The organism is Methylobacterium sp. P3_A11, from assembly GCF_056403155.1.
On record NZ_JBFUGA010000022.1, the window covers coordinates 1 to 18,808 of the forward strand.

The 18,808-nt window shown below is 70.3% G+C and carries 15 protein-coding genes and 3 pseudogenes; 7 read left to right on the plus strand and 11 right to left on the minus strand.

Features of this window, described 5'->3' with window-relative positions; translation table 11 throughout:
• A partial coding sequence (locus AC1DXK_RS09655) for a transposase (RefSeq protein ID WP_456686875.1) occupies window positions 1–203 on the plus strand: 203 nt, incomplete at its 5' end.
• Between the two features lie 27 nt (window positions 204–230).
• Here AC1DXK_RS09655 and AC1DXK_RS09660 read toward each other — a convergent pair.
• The 3 genes from AC1DXK_RS09660 to AC1DXK_RS09670 form a co-directional block, all read right to left on the minus strand.
• Entirely contained in the window at window positions 231–1,385 is a 1,155-nt protein-coding gene (locus tag AC1DXK_RS09660) for a GGDEF domain-containing protein (RefSeq protein WP_457104425.1), read from the minus strand.
• Window positions 1,386–1,819: 434 nt separating this feature from the next.
• A complete protein-coding gene (locus AC1DXK_RS09665) occupies window positions 1,820–5,890 on the minus strand; it encodes a Pls/PosA family non-ribosomal peptide synthetase (protein WP_477297620.1) in 4,071 nt (1,356 codons plus the stop codon).
• 111 nt (window positions 5,891–6,001) lie between these two features.
• Window positions 6,002–6,589 (minus strand): histidine phosphatase family protein, encoded by a 588-nt coding sequence (locus AC1DXK_RS09670; RefSeq protein WP_457104427.1) that lies wholly within the window; start codon window positions 6,587–6,589, stop codon window positions 6,002–6,004.
• Window positions 6,590–6,685: 96 nt separating this feature from the next.
• Between AC1DXK_RS09670 and AC1DXK_RS09675 the strand changes: the two genes are divergently transcribed.
• Window positions 6,686–7,678 (plus strand): polyphosphate kinase 2 family protein, encoded by a 993-nt coding sequence (locus AC1DXK_RS09675; protein ID WP_457104428.1) that lies wholly within the window; start codon window positions 6,686–6,688, stop codon window positions 7,676–7,678.
• A 136-nt stretch (window positions 7,679–7,814) separates the two neighbouring features.
• Window positions 7,815–8,085, plus strand: a pseudogene (locus AC1DXK_RS09680) (AAA family ATPase); the annotation flags it as partial.
• 93 nt (window positions 8,086–8,178) lie between these two features.
• Here the strand turns inward: AC1DXK_RS09680 and fabI are convergent.
• Both fabI and AC1DXK_RS09690 read right to left on the minus strand, forming a co-directional pair.
• A complete protein-coding gene (fabI, locus tag AC1DXK_RS09685; RefSeq protein ID WP_457104429.1) occupies window positions 8,179–9,003 on the minus strand; it encodes an enoyl-ACP reductase FabI in 825 nt (274 codons plus the stop codon).
• A gap of 293 nt (window positions 9,004–9,296) precedes the next feature.
• A complete protein-coding gene (locus AC1DXK_RS09690) occupies window positions 9,297–10,220 on the minus strand; it encodes a DnaJ C-terminal domain-containing protein (protein ID WP_457104430.1) in 924 nt (307 codons plus the stop codon).
• Between the two features lie 226 nt (window positions 10,221–10,446).
• On the opposite strand from AC1DXK_RS09690, the gene AC1DXK_RS09695 reads away from it, so the two are divergent.
• From AC1DXK_RS09695 to AC1DXK_RS09705, 3 genes and pseudogenes are all read left to right on the plus strand, one after another.
• Window positions 10,447–10,830 carry a VOC family protein gene (locus tag AC1DXK_RS09695; protein WP_457104431.1) on the plus strand — a complete coding sequence of 128 codons (384 nt, stop codon included), beginning with the start codon at window positions 10,447–10,449 and terminating at the stop codon, window positions 10,828–10,830.
• A pseudogene (locus AC1DXK_RS09700) lies at window positions 10,830–10,961 on the plus strand (iron ABC transporter substrate-binding protein); the annotation flags it as partial. The gene AC1DXK_RS09695 and the pseudogene AC1DXK_RS09700, both read left to right, overlap by 1 nt.
• Before the next feature lie 32 nt (window positions 10,962–10,993).
• Window positions 10,994–11,161 (plus strand): hypothetical protein, encoded by a 168-nt coding sequence (locus AC1DXK_RS09705; RefSeq protein WP_477297652.1) that lies wholly within the window; start codon window positions 10,994–10,996, stop codon window positions 11,159–11,161.
• Here AC1DXK_RS09705 and AC1DXK_RS09710 read toward each other — a convergent pair.
• A pseudogene (locus tag AC1DXK_RS09710) lies at window positions 11,095–11,877 on the minus strand (Crp/Fnr family transcriptional regulator). The gene AC1DXK_RS09705 and the pseudogene AC1DXK_RS09710 overlap by 67 nt on opposite strands.
• A gap of 130 nt (window positions 11,878–12,007) precedes the next feature.
• Window positions 12,008–12,823 carry a glycoside hydrolase family 25 protein gene (locus tag AC1DXK_RS09715; protein ID WP_457104433.1) on the minus strand — a complete coding sequence of 272 codons (816 nt, stop codon included), beginning with the start codon at window positions 12,821–12,823 and terminating at the stop codon, window positions 12,008–12,010.
• 271 nt (window positions 12,824–13,094) lie between these two features.
• Here AC1DXK_RS09715 and AC1DXK_RS09720 point away from each other — a divergent pair, with 271 nt between their 5' ends.
• Window positions 13,095–13,538, plus strand: a complete 444-nt coding sequence (locus AC1DXK_RS09720) for a DUF488 domain-containing protein (RefSeq protein WP_477297624.1) — start codon at window positions 13,095–13,097, stop codon at window positions 13,536–13,538.
• A gap of 7 nt (window positions 13,539–13,545) precedes the next feature.
• Here the strand turns inward: AC1DXK_RS09720 and AC1DXK_RS09725 are convergent, their stop codons facing one another.
• From AC1DXK_RS09725 to AC1DXK_RS09740, 4 genes are read right to left on the minus strand one after another with little or no spacing between them, the layout of a single operon-like run.
• Complete coding sequence (locus tag AC1DXK_RS09725) at window positions 13,546–13,920, minus strand: DUF6894 family protein (RefSeq protein ID WP_457104435.1); 375 nt, start codon at window positions 13,918–13,920, stop codon at window positions 13,546–13,548.
• Window positions 13,921–13,966: 46 nt separating this feature from the next.
• Window positions 13,967–14,308 (minus strand): hypothetical protein, encoded by a 342-nt coding sequence (locus tag AC1DXK_RS09730; RefSeq protein WP_457104436.1) that lies wholly within the window; start codon window positions 14,306–14,308, stop codon window positions 13,967–13,969.
• 8 nt (window positions 14,309–14,316) lie between these two features.
• Window positions 14,317–15,234 carry a response regulator transcription factor gene (locus tag AC1DXK_RS09735; protein WP_457104437.1) on the minus strand — a complete coding sequence of 306 codons (918 nt, stop codon included), beginning with the start codon at window positions 15,232–15,234 and terminating at the stop codon, window positions 14,317–14,319.
• Window positions 15,227–18,601, minus strand: coding sequence for a hybrid sensor histidine kinase/response regulator (locus tag AC1DXK_RS09740; RefSeq protein WP_457104438.1), 3,375 nt, complete (start codon window positions 18,599–18,601; stop codon window positions 15,227–15,229). The genes AC1DXK_RS09735 and AC1DXK_RS09740 overlap by 8 nt, the downstream gene beginning before the upstream one ends.
• Between the last annotated feature and the right edge of the window lie 207 nt (window positions 18,602–18,808).

The following is an 18,808-nucleotide window of genomic DNA, read 5'->3' on the forward strand; positions in this document are numbered from 1 at the left end:
GGGCGCGGGTCCTGTACCTTCCGCCCTACAGTCCCGAGTTCAATCCGATCGAGCAGATCTTCGCCAAGCTCAAGCACCTGCTGCGAACCGCAACCGCCCGCACCGTGCCCGACCTCTGGGTTGCTATCCGCGAGGCCTTCACCCGCTTCACCCCAGACGAATGCCGCAACTGCATCACCGCCGCCGGATATGAGGGCGACTAGGCCGTCGCTACATAGGTGGGAACAGCTCTAGGCGGCGCGGATCGCGGCCGGTTCGGCCACGGCGACCCGATCGCGCCCGCCGTTCTTGGCGGCGTAGAGCGCGGCGTCGGCCCGCCGCATGAGCACGTCGAACGCGACCCCGGGCCGGGCCTGGGCGATCCCGATGCTGACGCTGACCTGCAGTCCCGGGAACTCGGGGACGTTGAGCCCGGCGAAGGTCCGGCGCAGTTCCTCGGCCCGCGCCAGGGCCTCTGCGGGGGACACGCCGGGCAGCAGGCAGGCGAATTCCTCGCCGCCCAGGCGTCCCAGGAGCGCCTCCCGCGGCAGCATGGAGGTCGCCATCGCGCAGAACCCCACCAGCACCGCGTCGCCCACCCCGTGACCGTAACGGTCGTTGACGGCCTTGAAGCGGTCGAGGTCGAACAGCAGCAGGGCCGCGTCGCGGTGCTCGGCGATCGCGGCCTCGGCAGCCCGGGTGAAGGCCCGGCGGTTGCGCACGCCCGTGAGCGCGTCCGTGGATGCGGCGATGCGCTGCTCGCGCTCGGCCCGCTCCTTGACGAGGGCCATGTAGGTGAAGGCCGAGGCGATCGAGAACATCAGGGTGACGAAGCACAGGATCGCCACCCAGGGGGAGGCGAGTGGACTGAGACCCGGCTGCGGCGGCGCGATGAGCGTCGCGGGAATCCGCCCGAGGTAGAAGACACCGTGCAGCCCCAGGATGGTGGCGGCCGTGATCCGGGACGCGAGGCGTTCGCCGCGCCCCCGCCAGATCTCCGCGGTAGCCCCGCCACAATACGCCGCCGCTACCGCGGAGGCGTAGACGATGCGCGCGGCGATCGACCCGTAGAAGGCGGGGATCAGGCAAAGCAGGCACCATCCGAGGGCGCCGGCCATCGCGAGTCCCATGCGCGGCTCCCGCCGCTCGAAGGTGCGGACACCGCTCCAGATCAAGCCGTAGGCGGCGAGCACCACCGCATTGGCCGCGCCCACCGAGATCAGGTCGGGGATCTGGTTGCGCAGGGCGAGGCCGGTCGAGCCGGTCGCTCCCATAAGATGCGCCGTGCCCCAGTACGCGAGCGCGCGGGAGTCGGGCGCCTGCCGCCAGGAACCCAGAAACAGCGCGCCGACCAGAAGGGTCGTCGCCGCCGTGACGATCAGCAGGGTGGCGGGATCGAGCTGCACGACCGACTGAAGATCCTCGCCCCGGAACGATTGCCCTGCGCCGTCTCCGCGGCTTGCCCATCGCGGAGCGATTCGGCATTCCCCGAATTTTAATATGAGATGTATCGAACGACAATAGTTCAGATCAACTCTTTGACCCGACCTGTTACCGATCAGTCACTCTCGATTACATTAAGACATGTCGGACGACCGGATCGGGATTGTTGGCGCAAAGGAAGCGACGCGCCCTTCCGTTGGTTCAGGCAGGACACGGCGCCGAGGTAGGCGCCACGGCCTCCATCTCGACGGGATCGAAACCGCCCATCCGCTCGGCGCGAGACCGTGGAAGGGCGGGGACTTTCGATCCGCTTGTGGACGCCGAGCGCGTGCCAGGGCGGAGTCGGGGTCCGACCGCACGGCCGATCGACGGCGTATGCGTGCCTGGAGCCCCGCCCTCAGGCGCGATGCAGGACCGGAACCGCGGGCGCCCCTTCCCACTCCGTATTGGCGGGGATCGATTCGCCCTTCATGACGATGGTGAGTGGGCGCAGCCGGGCGAAATCTCCGACCTTCGTGTCGTAGAGCACGGTCGAGAACGCCCCCACCGACACGCCCCGCCCGACGACGACGCGGCCGATCTTCATGATCCGGTCCTCGTAGAGATGCGTCTGCAGCGCCGAGACCCGGTTGATCGTGGCGAAGTCGCCGATCGACACGCAGTCGAATTCGGTGATGTCGGTGGTGAGCATGCACACGCCCTGCCCGACCTTCACGCCGAACAGGCGCAGCACCCAGGGCAGGAACGGCGTGCCCTGGAGGTGCTCTAGGAGCACCTTCCCGGCGAGGCCCCAATAGGCCACCGCGATGGCCTCGGTGCGCATCGCCCACCAGGACCACATCGGCTGCATGCCGGGCTTGTAGACCCCCATCAGCAGCCACTTCATCGCGATCACCGCGGAAGACTGGATCAGCGCGATGGCGACGCTCGCCACGACGAAACTGTAGGCCAGACCCCACCAGTCCTGCTCCAGGATGGCCGGGTAGAAGTACCAGTCGATGACCGTGATCGCGAGGGTGATGTAGAGCATCGGCGAGAACGAGGTGGCGAAGGCCTCGAAGATGCCGCGCCGGATCTTCGGCCAGGCCCCGGGCTCATAGGTCTGCGCGGTGGAGCCGAGATCGACCTTCTGCCGGGCCGGCAGCCGGATCGGCGGAGAACCGAACCACGTCTCGCCGGGGCTCATGGCGGCGTTCTCGGGCGGCTTCGACTTGATGCCGATGAGAACGTCGTCGGGGATGACCGCGCCGGGGGGCACCACGGCATCATTGCCGACAAACACCCGTGCCCCGGTCCGCGTCGGTTCCAGGTGCATCCAGCCGCGCCGGGCCTCCTCCTCGCCATAGACGACCTCGTCGGCGATGAAGTTCTTCGCGCCGACCTCGGCGAGGTCGTACCGGCCCGCAAGGTTGGTCGAGATCTCGGCGCCGTGGCCCATGTTGGCGCCCATCAGGCGATACCAGGCCCGCATGTAGACGGTGGCGAACAGCGACGAGAGCGTCTCCAGCGTGACCTCGACGGCGAGCGCGAGCGACCATTTCCGCAGGTAGAACAGGGAATGGATCGAGTAGGTGCCGGAGCGCGTCCGCGGCAGCACGACCCAGCGGATGCCGGCGATCAGGAGCACGGTGCCGGCGGTCATCAGCATGGCGGTGGGCCATGTGAGGATCGGCAGGTACCAGTGGTAATCGATGTCGGTGATGTCGGAGAGCGAATCCGAGATCTGATCGAAGATGAAGAAGGCCGGGAAGATCGGCAGCAGGCCCACCGCCGGGATCGCGCCGAGCAGCACGACATAGGCGGCCAGGAAGGCCGTACGGCGCGCGAGGGAGGCCTCGGCCGGTGCGGGCAGCTCCGCCGGATCGGCCATCCCGACCTTGCGGCCGGGCGAGCCGTCCCACCGCTCCGCGGCGCCGACCCGGGTCCCGGCCGGAATGGTGGTGAGGTCGGCGATCTCCGCCTGCGGGCCGATCACCGTGTCGTGGCTGATGACGCAGGAGGTCCCGACCGCCGCGTCCGCCCCGATCTCCGCCCGGCCGATGACCAGTTCGTTGCCGACGATCTCGGCGTTGGCGATGACGAGGCGGCCGCCCAGCGAGGCGCCGTCGCCGATGGTCAGCAGGTCGGTCGCGCCGATCTCGATGTCGGAGATCAGGGTGTCGCGGCCGACCTTGGCGCCCATCAGGCGCAGATAGACGGCGATGGCCGGCGAGCCCTGCAGCCACTTCACGTGGACCAGGGGCGCCAGCCGCTGCGCCAGCCACCAGCGATAATAGTAGGTGCCCCAGAGCGGGTAGCGGCCCGGCTTGGTCCGACCGAGGATCAGCCATTTGCCGGCCACCGCCGCCACCGCCGTAACGCCGTTGATCGCCACGTACACGAGGAGCAGCACCCCGAGTTCGGCGAAAAAGCTGAGGCCGCCGCCGGTCAGCAGCAGGTAGGTCACGAACATGCCGAGCCACTGCGCGGTGGCCAGGGCGATCACGAAGGGCAGAGCCACGAGCTGCGCGAGGCCGCAGAGGGCGCGGCGCAGGAGCGGCGGCGGCGCGAAGCTCAGGTCGCGGGTCGCGGCGGCGGCACCCATGCCGCCCGTGCGGGCGATCAGCGCGTCGGCCATGGCCCGCATCGTGCGCAGGGCATAGACGTCCGGCAGGGTGATGCCGGCGAGCGCCGGGTGCTCGCGCACGGCCGAGACGAAGCGGGCGGCCAGCAGCGAATGACCGCCGAGATCGGCGAAGAAGTCGCCCTCCAGCGCGATCGGCTGGTTGCCGAAGACCTGCTTGGCGGCCGCGACCAGGGCCGCCTCGGTTTCGTTGGCGGGCGGCTCCTGCTCATCGTCGGCGGAGACGACCGTGAGCGGGGCGCTCTTCAGGGCCTTGCGGTCGACCTTGCCGGAGGTCAGGCGCGGCAGGCTCTCGGTCACCTCGAAATGGCCCGGCACCATGTAGGGCGGCATCTGGCCGGCGAGCGTCCGGCGCAGGGACGCGGTCTCGATGGAGCGGCCGCGCTCCGGGATCAGGAAGGCGACCAAGCGGTCGACGCCGTCGTCCTGGCGCAGCACCACGGCGGCCTGGTTGATGTCGGGAACGCTGCGGATGCGCGCCTCGATCTCGCCGAGCTCGACCCGGAAGCCGCGGATCTTGACCTGATCGTCGATGCGGCCGTGGAACACGATCCGGTCGGCGGCGTCGAGCGACACCGCGTCGCCCGAGCGGTAGAGCACCGGATCGGTGCCGTCCGACGCGAAGGGGTTCGCGATGAACTTCTCCGCCGTCAGCTCCGGCCGCGCGAGGTATCCCCGCGCGACGCCGGGGCCACCGATCAGCAGCTCGCCCTGCTGGTCGCGGCCGAGCAGGCTCAGATCCTCGCCCGCCACGTAGACCGAGTAGTTGGGGATGGGGCCGCCAATGGTCACCGGCTCGCCGGGCCGCATCTCGGCGGCGGTCGCCACCACGGTGGCCTCGGTCGGTCCATAGGTGTTGAACAGCTGCCGGGACCCCGTCGCCCAGCGAGCGACCAGCGGCTCGGGCAGCGCCTCGCCGCCGAGGAGGACGRGGCGTACCGTCGGCAGGTCGCCCGAGATCATCGCCAGCAGGGTGGGCACGGTATCGAGCACCGTGATCCGCTCCGCCTCCAGGATCCCCGGAAGCGATTCGACGTCGCCCATCATGGCTGGGCTCGCCACGAACAGGGTCGCACCGACAAGATAGGGGACCCAGATCTCCTCCATGGAGAGGTCGAAGGCCACCGAGGCGCCCTGGAACACCACGTCGTCGGCGCGCATCCCGTAGAGCGCGTTCCCCGACCGCAGGAAATGGCAGATGTTGGCGTGGCTGATGACGATGCCCTTGGGCACGCCGGTCGAGCCGGAGGTGTAGATCAGGTAGGCCGGATGATCCGCCGTCAGGCCGGCGGCGCGCGGGTCCGGGACGGGCGCGTCGGCCGGCGTCCCGGCCTCGAGGTCCGGCAGCGTCAGCGCGGGGGCCGCGTCGGGCGCGGTCGAAGCCAGCGCCGGGGAGACCAGCAGCGCCTTCGCGGCCGCATCCGTGAGGCAGACGCCCACCCGGTCGGCCGGCGCCTCGGCATCGAAGGGCAGCCAGGCCGCCCCCGACAGGGTGATGCCGATCTGCGCTACGAGGAGATCCGGGCCGCGGGCCATCCACAGGCCGACGACGTCGCCGGGGCCGATGCCGCGATGGGCGAGACCGGCGGCGATCCGGCCGGCGCGGGCGGCAACCTCGGCGTAGGTCAGGTGCGGGTGGACGCCTCCGGCCTCAACGCGCGCGCCATCGACGAGACAGGGATGGCCGGGTCGCTCCGCGGCCGAATGCAGGAAGATCTCGGCCAGCACCTCGTCGCGGATCAGGTCCGGCCGATGGTCCCCGCGCAGGAAGGCCGCCGCGTCCCCAGGGCGCTCGCGCTTCCCGGCCGCCGGGCCGGGCCGGGTCTTCTCGGCGACGTCGCTCATCCGCTGCTCCGCTGGCCGCCCGCCCGGGCCGGCGCCTTCCGTGGCCGCCGCCCTATAGCCTGTCGATCGTGCCGTTATCGAGGCGGCTTTGCACTGCGCCGGCTTTCAGGATCAAGCCCAGCGCCAGCCGCCGGGCTCCAGGATCAGGACCTCGCCCTGACGGATGCCGAGGCGCGGCGCGGCGTAGATGTCGAGGTGGCCGAGGGCGACCAGGGCGGCCCGCGCGACACCGCCATGGGCGACGACCACCGTATCCCGCGCCACGGCGGAGAACATCGGGCCGACCCGCTCGACGAGGGCGGCGTAGCTCTCGCCCCCGAGCCCGGGCGGGCGGTAATGCCAGCGATCCCGGTCGCGGCCGGCCGCCCCGGCCGGGTCGCGGCGCCGGATCTCGGCCCAGGTCGAACCCTCCCAGCTGCCGAAGCCGATCTCCCGCAGGCGCGGATCGGTGCGGTACGTCTCCGGCGGCAGGCCGAGGGCGGCCCGCAGGATCTCCATGGTGCGCCGGGTGCGCTTCAGGGGGCTCGCCACGAAGTCCGCCTCCGCCAGCGCGGGTCCCGCCGCGGCGGCGAGGCGCTCGGCGACGGCGGCGGCCTGCGCCTCGCCTTGGGCGTTGAGGTCGGTGTCACGCCCGCCCTGGAGGCGCCCCTCGGCATTCCAGGCGGTCTGGCCATGGCGAATGAAATAGATCGTCCCCAACCGTCTCAACCCCGTCCTGCGCAGGCATCCGGAACGGCCAGGAGCGCTGGCCGTTCTCGCCGTCGGTCGGCAAAATCCGGAAACAGGTCCTGCCCCATGTCCAAGAAGCACGGCAAGCATCATCGCGGCCACAAGCGCGACGGCGGCGTGACAGACGGTGACGACCTGAACGGGGTCGCCGGGGCGCAGCGCCCGTCGACGGCGCGCTGGGCAAGCGGCCTCGATACGATTGCCGGGACCGTCCCGGCGGCCGCGGGGAGCCACCGGCGCGTCCCGATCCTCGCCGCGCCGGGCATCGTCGCGGTCACACCCGGATCCGCGTTCGACCTCGCCGCGGTGGACCCGGACGACACTGGCGGGCTCGACAAGGACTGGGCGAAGGACGCACTCGATGGGGAGCGCGAGCGCATCGTGGCCCTCCAGGAACGCCTCTATGCCGAACGCAGCCGCAGCCTGCTCCTGGTCTTCCAGGCGATCGATACCGGCGGCAAGGACGGGACGATCCGCTCGATCCTCAAGGGTGTGAATCCCCAGGGCTGCGCGGTGGCGTCGTTCAAGGTGCCGTCGAGCGAGGAACTCGATCACGACTTCCTGTGGCGCTATCACGCACGGGTGCCGGGTCGCGGCATGATCGGGGTGTTTAACCGCAGCCACTACGAGGACGTGCTCGTGGTGCGGGTGAAGGGCCTCGTGCCCGAAGCGATCTGGAAGAGCCGCTACGACCGGATCAACGACTTCGAGCGGCTGCTCACCGAATCCGGAACCACGGTCGTCAAGTTCTTCCTGCACATTTCCAAGGCCGAGCAGAAGAAGCGCTTGGAGGCCCGGATTGCCGATCCGCAGAAGCACTGGAAGTTCGACCCGGCCGATCTCGTCGAACGGAAATCCTGGGATTCCTACCAGCAGGCCTTCGCAGACGCCCTGTCGCGCTGCTCGACGCCCTCCGCCCCCTGGCTGGTAGTGCCGGCCAATCACAAGTGGTTCCGGAACTACGTGATCGCCAAGACGGTGGCGGATACACTGGGGGCCATGGACCCGTGCTTCCCCGAGGCCGCCAAAGGCATCGCGGATCTGACGGTGCCGGACTGAGGCGGGGGCCGCGGGATGCTGGTTGTTCGGGAGGTCGCGGTCTCAGGATACCGCGCCCTGCGGCGGATCGGCTTTCCCATCGAACCGCTTTCGGTCTTCGTCGGCGGAGCCGGTACCGGCAAGACCAACCTCAACTGCGCTGCTCGGCTATCGCCTGCCGCCCTTCATCGCCCTGAACGAGCCCCAGACCAGCCTGCAACCCCGATCTGCTGGCGCCGCTGGCCCGACTGATCGCCTGGGCGGCGGAGCGCACGCAGGTCTGGCCGGTCACGCATTCCGAACGGTTGGCGGAGAACGTGGCGGAACACGGCGGCGCCAGGCCCCGGACCGTGGTCAAGCGCTACGGCGAGACGCGGATCGAGCGCGTGCGGCTCTCGGGCGAATCCGCCGAGGCCGAGGCGGGTTGAAATCGTCTGCGCGCGGCACGACGCAGGTCCGGCAGCGTTCCAGCGATGCCGGCACGCGCGACCCGGGTCGGGTCGGCCCGCCCGCGCCGATCGCTAATCCTTATCGAGGGTCAGGTCCGGAGCATCGGGGTTCTTCATGCCGACGACGTGATAGCCGGCATCCACGTGCAGGATCTCGCCGGTCATGCCGGCCGCCATGTCGGACACCAGATAGGCCGCCGTCTCGCCGACCTCGCCGATGGTGACCGTCCGGCGGAGGGGCGCGTTGTACTCGTTCCACTTCAGAATGTATCGGAAGTCGCCGATGCCCGACGCAGCCAGCGTCTTGATCGGGCCGGCCGAGATCGCGTTGACCCGGATGTTCTTCGGCCCGAGGTCGGCCGCCAGATAGCGCACCGACGCTTCGAGCGCCGCCTTCGCCACGCCCATGACGTTGTAGTGCGGCATCCATTTCTCGGCGCCGTAATAGGTCAGCGTCACGAGCGAGCCGCCCGGCCGCATGATCTTCTCGGCCCGCTGGGCCACGGCGGTGAACGAGTAGCACGAGACCAGGAGGGACTTGGTGAAGTTGTCCTCGGAGGTCTCGATGTAGCGGCCGGTGAGCTCGTCCTTGTCTGAGAAGGCGATGCAGTGGACGACGAAGTCGATGCCGTCCGGGAAGACCTTCGCGGCCTCCGCGAAGACCGCGTCGATCGTGGCCGCCTCGGTGACGTCGCAATGGCCGATGACGTGGGCGTCGAGTTCCTTGGCGAGCGGCTCGACCCGCTTGCGCAGGGCATCACCCTGATAGGTGAAGGCGAGTTCGGCGCCGTGGGCGCGGGCGCTCCGGGCGATGCCCCAGGCGATCGAGCGGTTGTTGGCGACCCCGAGGACGATGCCCCGCTTGCCCGCCAGAAGGCCCTGCCCGTGTTCCGCCATGATCGATCCCGAAGCCGCGCGACCCCTGTCGGAGCCGGGTGGCCTCCTTAGCGGAGCCAGCCCGGCGACGGAAGTCCGGGGCGCCGCGGAGGGCTTTCAGGCGGCCCTCGCGTGACGTGTCCGCTCTCCCGCGAGCCGTACCCGAGCGGATCGGATCGAGCGATGGCCCGGGTCGCGCAGCCCCCGGATCGCGCCGTGGTCGCTCCCCGTAAGCCGCGTCCTTTCGCCCGTGGCGGGGTGCCAACCCCGAAGGCTCGTCCCAAACGGTGCAGCAGGGTTCCGGAACAGATGCGCTAGGCCGGATTGGCCGCCCGTCGACCGCGGGCGAACTCCGTCAGCGCCGCATCCTCGCTCTCGGGCAGCACGATCGCCGTGGTGGCGAACAGGTCGCCCCGCGTCCCGTCCTTCTTGGGCAGGCCCTTGCCGCGCAGGCGGAAGGTCCGGCCGGAACTCGTCATGGCGGGGATCTTCATCTCCACGGCGCCCGTGAGCGTCGGCACGCGGATCGTCCCGCCGAGGACGGCATCCTCCAACGGCACGTCGACGGGGGTGCGCAGGTCGGCTCCCTCGACGGTGAAGCGCGGATGCGGCCGGAGCCGAATGGTCAGGAGTGCGTCGCCCGCCTCCCCACGCGGGCCGGCGCTCTGGCCGAGGCCGCGCAGGCGGATGGTCTGGCCGTCGATCACGCCGCGGGGGATCATCACGTCGACCTCCCGCCCGGTGGGCAGGGAGAGGCGCAGCTTCTCCTCGCTGGCGACCTGCTCCAGGGTCACCGCCAGTTCGGCGGCCACGTCGTCCCCCTTGGCGGCCTGACGTTGGCCGCCCGGGCCGGCGCCCCCGGCGCGGAAGGCCTCACCAAAGATGTGCGAGAAGATATCCTCGCCCATCCCGCCGCCCATGCCGCCGCGCTGGGCGCGGGCCATGTTCTCGAAGTCGAAGTTGCCGCCGCGGCCGCCGCCGAAGCCGCCGAACCCTTCGAAACCGGTCGCGCGCGGCTTGCCTTCGGCATCGATCTCGCCGCGGTCGAACTGCTTGCGCTTCTCGGCGTCGCCCAGGATTTCATAGGCCGAATTCGCCTCGGCGAACCGGTCCTTGGCCTTGACGTCGTTCTTGTTGCGGTCGGGGTGGAAGTCCTTGGCGAGCTTGCGATAGGCCTTCTTGATCTCGGCCTCGCTCGCCCCCTTGGCCACGCCCAGCACGTCGTAGGGATTGCGCATGGATCTCTTGGCTGTGCGGTGTGGGTTCGCCACCCGGATGTGGGATGGATGTTGCATCCCTGCAACGGTCCTGGCGGCGAAAGTCTGCGGGTTCGGTCCGAACGTCAAGCGGCCGACCTCGCCGCGGCGCCGCGCGCGGCCTATCGTGCCCTGCGGCGCGGAATAGTACCTCCAGCAGGCCCGTGCCGGAGTTCGGCGCGCGCAGGGATCGAAAACCGGAGCCCCGATGCACTACACCTGCGACCACCTCCATCTGCGCAGCCGCGATGCCGTCAAGGCCGCCGCGTTCTACGTCGAGACCTTCGGAGCGCGCGAGGTGAAGCGCGTTGGCGACGACCCGGTGCAGCGGGTCGTGCTCGACCTCGGCGGTCTCGCCGTCTTCATCGAGCAGGCGCCGGCCGAGACCGCACCGGCGGCTTCCACCCCCTGCCTCGGCATCGAGCATGTGGGGCTGCGCGTCGCCGACATCGAGGTCGCGATGGCCGATCTCACCGCCCGCGGCGTGACCGTGCGCGCCGGCATCACCGAACGGGGACCGGGCCTGCGGATCGCCTTCGTGGAGGGACCTGACGGCGCGCTGATCGAGATCCTGGAGCGCAAATCCGCCTGATGCCGTGCGTTCGCGGCTGCGGCGCCTCGCTCGCCGGCGAAGCCGATGCGCGGCCCTTCACCGACGCGGCTGGCCGCACCGTCGAGCTTCCCGATCGGGTCGAGCGCGTGCTGCCGGCCGCTTGGCCGCCAAGGGGCCGCCCGCCAGGACGGTCACCCCGGCGATGCTGCGCCTGATCTACGGACTCGACGTGGTGGTGGTGCCCGTGCCGGGGATCGCCACGCCGGTCTGCGTGCCGGTCGTCCCCGGATCGGGGCTGGCATCTCAGCCCGCGTGCGAGACCCGATCGGCGGTCGGAAACGGTCCGGCCCGGGGACGGCCGGAGGCATGAGACGGGGCGCCCAAGACCGCATCGCAATGCAGCCTCACGCGGGCATGGCATTCTCAGGCGGCGGCCGAGACCGCCCGGCGGTCGAGGATCGTGGTGCGTCCCCGCCCAACCCGGATCAGACCCTGCTCCTGCAGGACCCGCAGGATCCGCGTGAGGTAGGTGCGCTGGACTGCCAGCATCGAGGCCAAAACTTCGTGGGTGATCGGAAGGGTGTCGTCTCCGACGCGGTCCTGCAGCGACAGCAGCCAGCGGAGACAGCGTTGCTCGATCGGGTGCAGGGCGTTGCAGGCGGCGATCTGGAGCAGCTGAGCCAGGAAGCAGTCGGCGTAGCGAGCGAGATAATCGCGGAGCGTGTCGGACCGCTGCGCGGCCTGTCGAAGCCGATCCGCACCGATGCGCAGCATCGGCCCGCCCACCAGCACCAGCCCACCCGCCGAGGCCGGCAGCCGACCCTGGCCGATGATCCCGCCCAGCGCCCCCTCGTGGCCGACGCTGGCGGTCTCCGCCGTCCGGCCGTCCCGGGTGGCGATGACCAGCGCCACGACAGCCTGCCCGCAGGGAAAGGTCACAGTGTCGACCGGGGCACCCGCCACGAACACCGCATCCCCCCTGTCGAAGCGCGAAGACTCAAGATGGGGCGCGATCAGCGCGCGATCCGATCCCGGAAGCGCATCGAGCAGCAGATTGCCCGTAGGGGCGGCAGGTTCGATCGGCATGCGGGCTGGATGCGGGAGGAGAGGCTCCCGTCGGGATCCTCGCGGGCTCACCCGTCAGGGGGCACGCCCATCCAGCATACGCCGCACCCACCGCCCTCGAATTAACCTAGGTTGCGGCTCGGCTTCCATTCTACTTATCCGTGCAAAGACCTTGCTCCGAGAGCCGCTTGTGCTCTCGCGGATCGCAATCCGTGGACAGGAACGAGGCCCAATCGGATGGCGTACCGTAGAAAGCGTTGCGGTCGACGTCGCCCCGCACGCCGGGAACACGCCCCGTGGAAGTGAACTGCCAGAGCATCCACTTACGGTTGACGAACCGCTGCTCCGGTTCGGCCGCCGTGGAGCGCAGCCAGTGCGGGTAATCCGGAAGTTCGCCCTCCAGCACGTCCTTGTGGAAGGTGATGTCGGTGTAGATGATCGGGCGCTTGCCGGTATAGCGCTCCATCTCCTCCAGCATCTCGGTGACCATCGCCAGGGCCTGCGCCTTCGGCAGCTTCTTGGGGCAGGTCTGCGAGTGCCCGTTCCACTCGACGTCGAGCACAGGCGGGAGGGCAGTGGGATCGTTCGGGACGTTCTTTCTGAACCAGTCCATCTGCTCCCTGGCGGAGCGGCACCAGAACACGAAATGGTAGGCTCCCCGCGGAACGCCTGCCCGGGCGGCGCCGTCCCAGTTGGTCCGGAAGCGCTCGTCGACGTGATCACCGCCCTCGGTGGCCTTGATGAACGCGAACTGCGTGCCGGAGGCCCGGACCGAGGCCCAGTCGACGTTGCCCTGCCACTTCGAGATGTCGATGCCCTGGATCGGGTGGAGCTTGGCCTTAGCCACCCCCGGATGGGGCTTGGCGTCGCCCTTGGTCGGATAGAAGTCGTTGTTCGACGCGCAGGCGGCGAGGCCTGCGAGGATCGCGGCTGCGGCGAACCGCCCGGCGAGGCGTCGCACCGGCATCAACCGGCGGGTCAGGTGCCCGGCCCATGTTCGGGCCGGCGAACGCGAAAGCTCGTAGATCCGCGACATCAGTGTTTAGCCCGCCACCGAAGATGCGCCACAGACAGGCGTATTCGATGGCCCCGGCGCGGTTAACGGAGCTTTGCGATCATTGCGGCGGAATTCCGAGATCCGTTGCATCCCCGCGACATACGCATCCCATCCCCGGCTGGTTCACAGGGCGCCATCCGGCTAAGTCGCGGTTCCGCAACGCGAGTCCGGATACGGCACCGTGAGCAAGCATCTGTTTACCATAGGCTACGAAGGCCTCGATTCGGAGCRCCTCGTCGGAGTCCTGCGATCGGCCGGCGTCGCGGTTCTGGCCGATGTCCGGGCGGTGGCGAACTCGCGCAAGCGCGGCTTCTCGAAGGGCGCCCTCGGGACCTCCCTGCGCGAGGCCGGCCTGGACTACGCGCACCTGCGCAGCCTCGGGACGCCGAAAGCGGGGCGGCAGGCCGCAAGGGCCGGGGACGCGGCCCTGATGCGCCGGATCTACTGCGAGGAGGTGCTGGACACCGCCGCCGGGCTGCAGGCCCTCGAGGACCTCGCCACGCTGGCCGAGGCCGCACCGATCTGCCTGCTCTGCTTCGAGCGCGACCCGGCCGGCTGCCACCGGCGCGTCCTGGCGGAACGCCTCGCGCCGCGGGGCTTCGTGGTCAGCGATCTCTACGGCTGAACGGGCTTCAGCGCGCCGACAGGGCGTGCGCGCGCATGCCGAGCGCGCCGGCGAGGCGCCGGACCGGAGCCAGGGCCAGGGTCAGCCCCCGCGGCGCGGCCCCGCGCGGAGCGCGGGGACGGCGGCGGTCCGCATCCGCCACCGGCTCGACGGGCAGGTAGAGCGTGTCGAGGAAGGACAGTTCCAGGAGCGTGGCCCCGTCATCGTCGGTGATCACCATGGCCGCCTCCATGAGCCGCGGGTCGCCGCCGTGCTGGCGCATCAGGCCCTGCACGATCGTGCGCGCGGTGGTCCGGGCGGCCTCGACGTCGTCGACCCACTGGGCCGCCGAGGCCGGGAGCGAGGCGTTGCCGAGGCGGATGGTGAAGTGGGCGCGGACCATGAAGCGCTCCTGGGAGGCAACCGGCGGGGAACCGCCGGAGAAGGTGTCAGGCGGCCTGCGCGTCGTCGACGGGCTCGGCGGTGGACTCGGCGGTGGACTCGGACCTCTCGGCCGCGGATTTCGGATCGAAGGCGTCGGCCAGCAGGCCGAGACGCCGCGCCATGTCCCGCACCTCGTTGAGCGCGATCGACTTCTGGCCCTCCTTCACCGCCCGGGTGATGTCGCTGACCTGCGTGGTGGCGATCCGCTTCAGTTCGTCGGCGAGCTGCTGGCTGGTCATCATCGCATCCGGACCCGGATTGTCGGTCTGAGCCGGGACCGTGCGGTGCCGGCGCTTACCAATGGGTTGCGCGAGGCCGCGAGGCCTGTGGACAAGATGGGGATCCATCGTCCGGCTCAGTCCTGCAGGTGCCGCGCCGCGATGATCGAGGCTGCCGTGCGGTTCTCGACGCCGAGCTTGGCGTAGATGCCTTCGAGGTGCTTGGTCACGGTCCGGTGGCTGAGGCCCAGGATCTCGCCGATGTCGCGGCTCGACTTGCCCCGGGACAGCCAGAGCAGGACCTCGGCCTCGCGTCCGGTGACCGGCAGGCGCGCCCGCAGCCGCTCGACCCCCCCCGAGAGCGCGTCGCGCGACAGGCGGAGCAGGATCTCGTCCGGGGTGCGGCCGATGAAGCTCAGGGCATAGGCGGCGCCGTCGCGATCGGTCAGGGTCAGGGGTTGGGCGGCGCCGGCGAGGCATCCGCGCAGCCAGTCGCGGGCTCTGGCGGGCAGCTCGAGGGCGGCGGACGGATCGGCGGCGAGCCCGGCCAGCAATCGCCCGGCCTGCGGGGTCGACCACAGGACGGTCCCGTCCTCGGCGACCGCGAACAGGGTCCGCCCCGTGGTGTCGAGGGCCGCTCGCGCGCTCTGTGCGGCCCGGGCGCTGGCGAGATGCACGCGGATCCGGGCCAGGATCTCGTCGGGAGCGATCGGCTTGGTGACGTAGTCGATCCCGCCGGCGGAGAGGCCCATCACGATGTGCTCGGTTTCGCTGAGCCCGGTCATGAAGATCACCGGGACCCCGGCGAGCTGCGGCTTGGCCTTGAGCCGGCGGCAGGTCTCGAACCCGTCCATGCCGGGCATCACCGCGTCGAGGAGGATCACGTCGGGGGTGATCTCTTCCACCAGGGCCAGGGCGAGGTCGCCGCCGACCGCGACCAGCACGGTCGCGCCCGACCGCTCGATCGCGTCGGTGAGGAAGCTCAGCGTGTCGGGGGAATCGTCGACCACCAGGATCACGTCCCGGTGCGGCTGGGTCGTCGGCGCGTCAGCCATTGCGGGCAAGGTCCTGCAGGACCGACAGGTAGCGGCGCAGATCGTAACCCTCCACGAGGCCGCGCATCCGGGCGACGAAGGCAGGGGGCACCGAGACATCCTCCTCGAGCTGGGCAAGCTTGGCCTCGATGGCGCGGATATAGCCGATCCGGCCGAGGCGGAGAAGTTCGCCGATATGCTCGGGGCCGGGTCCCTCCGCGGCCGCCGATGCGGAAAGCGGCTCGCGCCGGGCGGGGATGCCCGGCTCCGTCCATTCCAGGTGGAGCAGCTTGCCGATCCGGTCCATCACGTCGCGCAGGTCGAAGGGCTTGGCGAAGATGGCGTCGTGGGGAGCATCGTCGCCCCGCACCGGGCTGATCTCGTGGACGTTGGCCGACATCATGGCGATCGGACCGGCATGGCCGGCGGCCCGCAGGGAGGCGGCCACGGCCCAACCGCTCATCCCCGGCATGGCGATGTCGAGGAGAATCAGGTCGAGGCCGCCGGCCGCGACAGCCCTCAGGCATTCGAGCCCCGAGCCGGCCTCGCGCACCGCGATCCCGTGGGGCTCCAGGATCGCCCGCATCAGGGCGCGGTGGGCGGTGTCGTCGTCGGCCACGAGGACGGTACGCCGCGCGCCCGCGTAGGCCCGCTCCGGCGGCGGCGACGGGGTCGGCAGCACGATCGGGGCCGGCTGGGCCACGGAGGCCAGCATCAGGCGCAGGCGCGCCTGCGTGCCCCCACCGGGCGCGGCCACGATGGTGATCTCGCCGCCGAGCAGCTGGGCCAGCAGGTTGGCGATGGTGAGCCCGAGCCCGGTTCCCGGCGTGCTGCGGGCGGCCGGCGTCGAACCGCGCTCGAACGGCTCGAAGATCCGCGCCAGATCCGCCTCCGGGATGCCGGGGCCGGTGTCGCGGATCGTGAACACCGCGATCTGGCTGCGATAGCTCAGATCCAGCGACACGGTGCCGGCCGGCGTGAACTTGATGGCGTTCGACAGCAGGTTGAGGAGCACCTGCCTCAGGCGTTTCTCGTCGGTGGCGACCACGGTGGGCAGAATCTCGGGCCGCGAGAAACGGAACTCCAGCCCGGCCTCGCGGGCCTGCAGCCGGACCATGTCGACCAGTTGGTCGAGGAACTCGGTCAAGCGCACCTCGTCGCGGTGGATCTGGAGCCGGCCAGCCTCCATGCGCGAGATGTCGAGCAGGCCATCGATCAGGCCGGACAGGTGCTGGCCGCTGCGCCGGATCACCCGGATGGCGTTGAGGCGCTGCGCCGGGATCGCCGGATCCGATTCGAGGAGCTGTGCATAGCCCAGCACCGTCGAGAGCGGGGTGCGCAGTTCGTGGCTGATCCCGACCACGTAGCGGCTCTTGGCCTGGTTGGCGGCCTCGGCCCGCTCCTTGGCCTCCTGAAGCTTGGCGTCGGTGACCTTGTGGGCGGCGATCTCGGCTTCGTAGAGGGCCGTCTGGCGCATCGTCTCCGACTGGGCGACACGCCGGCTCTCCTGCGCGAGGACGAAGAGCCACGCCACCACGCCGAGGATCACCACCAGGGTGAAGAACACGCTGGTCAGTGCCGCGCGCAGGACCTCGCGATTCTCCGGATGCCCGATCGTCGCGCCGGCATGGACGATCCCGAGGATCAGCCCGATCACCGCGCAGAGCGTCAGCATGACCGCGAGGTAGCGGCCGAGCGGCGCGCCGATCCAGGCGGCCGTGCGACCCGGCAGGAACCGGGCGACGACGGCCTGCGCCTGCACCTCCAGTCGGCCGTGGGGCTTGCACAAGTCGCCGCAGCGGGCGTCGAGGGAGCAGCAGAGCGAGCAGATCGGGGCGTCGTAGGCCGGGCAATGGGCCATGTCCTCGCCCTCGAAGGGCAGTTCGCAGACCCGGCAGACAACCTCCGCGGCGCCCCAGTCCTGCTTCGGAGTCCGGGCGAGATACCAGCGCCCCGCGGTCGCCCAGGCGATCGCCGGGGCGGCACAGAAGGCGGCGGCGAGGGTCAGGAGCGGTGCGAAGGGCTGCATCGCCGGTCCGAGCCAGCCGACATAGGCCGCCCCGCCGGCGGCCAGCGCCAGCGCCATGGCCCCGGTCCCCACGGGATTCACCGCGTAGAGATGGGCGCGCTTGAACTCGATGCCCGGCGGCGAGAGGCCGAGGGGCTTGTTGACCGCGAGGTCGGCCGCGAGCGCACCGACCCAGGCCGAGACCACGGAGGCGTAGAGCGGCAGCGTGCTCCCGATGGTCTTGTCGATGCCGAACTCCATCAGGAGCACCGCGATGGCGACGTTGAAGACCAGCCAGACCACCCGCCCGGGATGGCTGTGGGTCAGCCGGGAGAAGAAGTTCGACCACGCGATCGAGCCGGCATAGGCGTTGGTCAGATTGATCTTGAGCTGCGACACGACGACGAACAGTCCGGTGAGCAGCAGCGCCGCCCGGCTCCCCTCCCCGGTCAGGTAGCCGAACGCCACCGCGTACATGCGCGTCGGCTCCGCCGCGTGCTCGGGGGACACCCCATGCCCCAGTGCCAGGACGGCGAGGGCCGCGCCGAGCAGGATCTTGAGCATCCCGGGCAGGATCCAGCCGGCCCCGCCCGAGAGCACCGCCAGCCACCACCGGCGATCCCCCGGCCAGGCCGGCTCCGGCACGAAGCGCAGGAAGTCGACCTGCTCGCCGACCTGGGCCAGCAGCGCCAGCAGGACGCCGGTGGCCAGCCCGAACCGGGCGAGATCGAAGCCGGCACCGCCGCCGTCGAGCCCGGGGAAGCCCGCCAGCGCGCTCAGCGCCCCCCCGCCCTGCGCCGCCACGAAGACCAGCGGCAGCAGGCTCAGGACGATCCAGATCGGCTGCGTCCAGATCTGGAAGCGGCTGATCAGCCGGATCCCGTAGACGACGAGCGGGATCACCGCGCCGGCGCAGAGCAGATAGCCGACGCCGAGGGGCAACCCGAAGCAGAGCTGCAGCGCCAGGGCCATGATCGCGGCCTCGATGGCGAAGAACAGGAAGGTGAAGCTCGCGTAGATCAGCGACGTGACGGTCGAGCCGAGATAGCCGAAGCCGGCGCCCCGGGTCAGGAGGTCCATGTCGACCCCGTAGCGGGCGGCGTAGACCGTGATCGGCGCCGCCGTGGCGAAGATGATCAGGCCGACCACCAGCACCGCCGCGATCGTGTTGGGCAGGCCCGCCGTCAGCGCCAGCGTCCCGCCGATCGCCTCCAGGGCCAGGAACGAGATCGACCCGAGAGCGGTCTGCGCCACCTCGAAGCCGGACCAGCGGCGGGCCTTCTTGGCGGTGAAGCGGAGGGCGTAATCCTCCAGCGTCTCGTCCGCGACGAATCGATTGTAGTCCCGCCGGATGGGGATGATGCGCTGCGGCCCGCTCATGCGCGCCGGACTCGGACGAACCGGCCACGACCCGTCGCCGGGAAAGCATTCGTCACGCGCGCGCGCGAAACACCAAGCACCCGAGCGGTGCTCGCCTCAATCGCGCTTCCGGTCACCGCAACCTCAAAGTATTCCGCCGCGATGATGCAGGGCAAGCAAGAACGCGGCCATACGCAAAATCGCGTATAGGCCGCACGGCAACCCAGG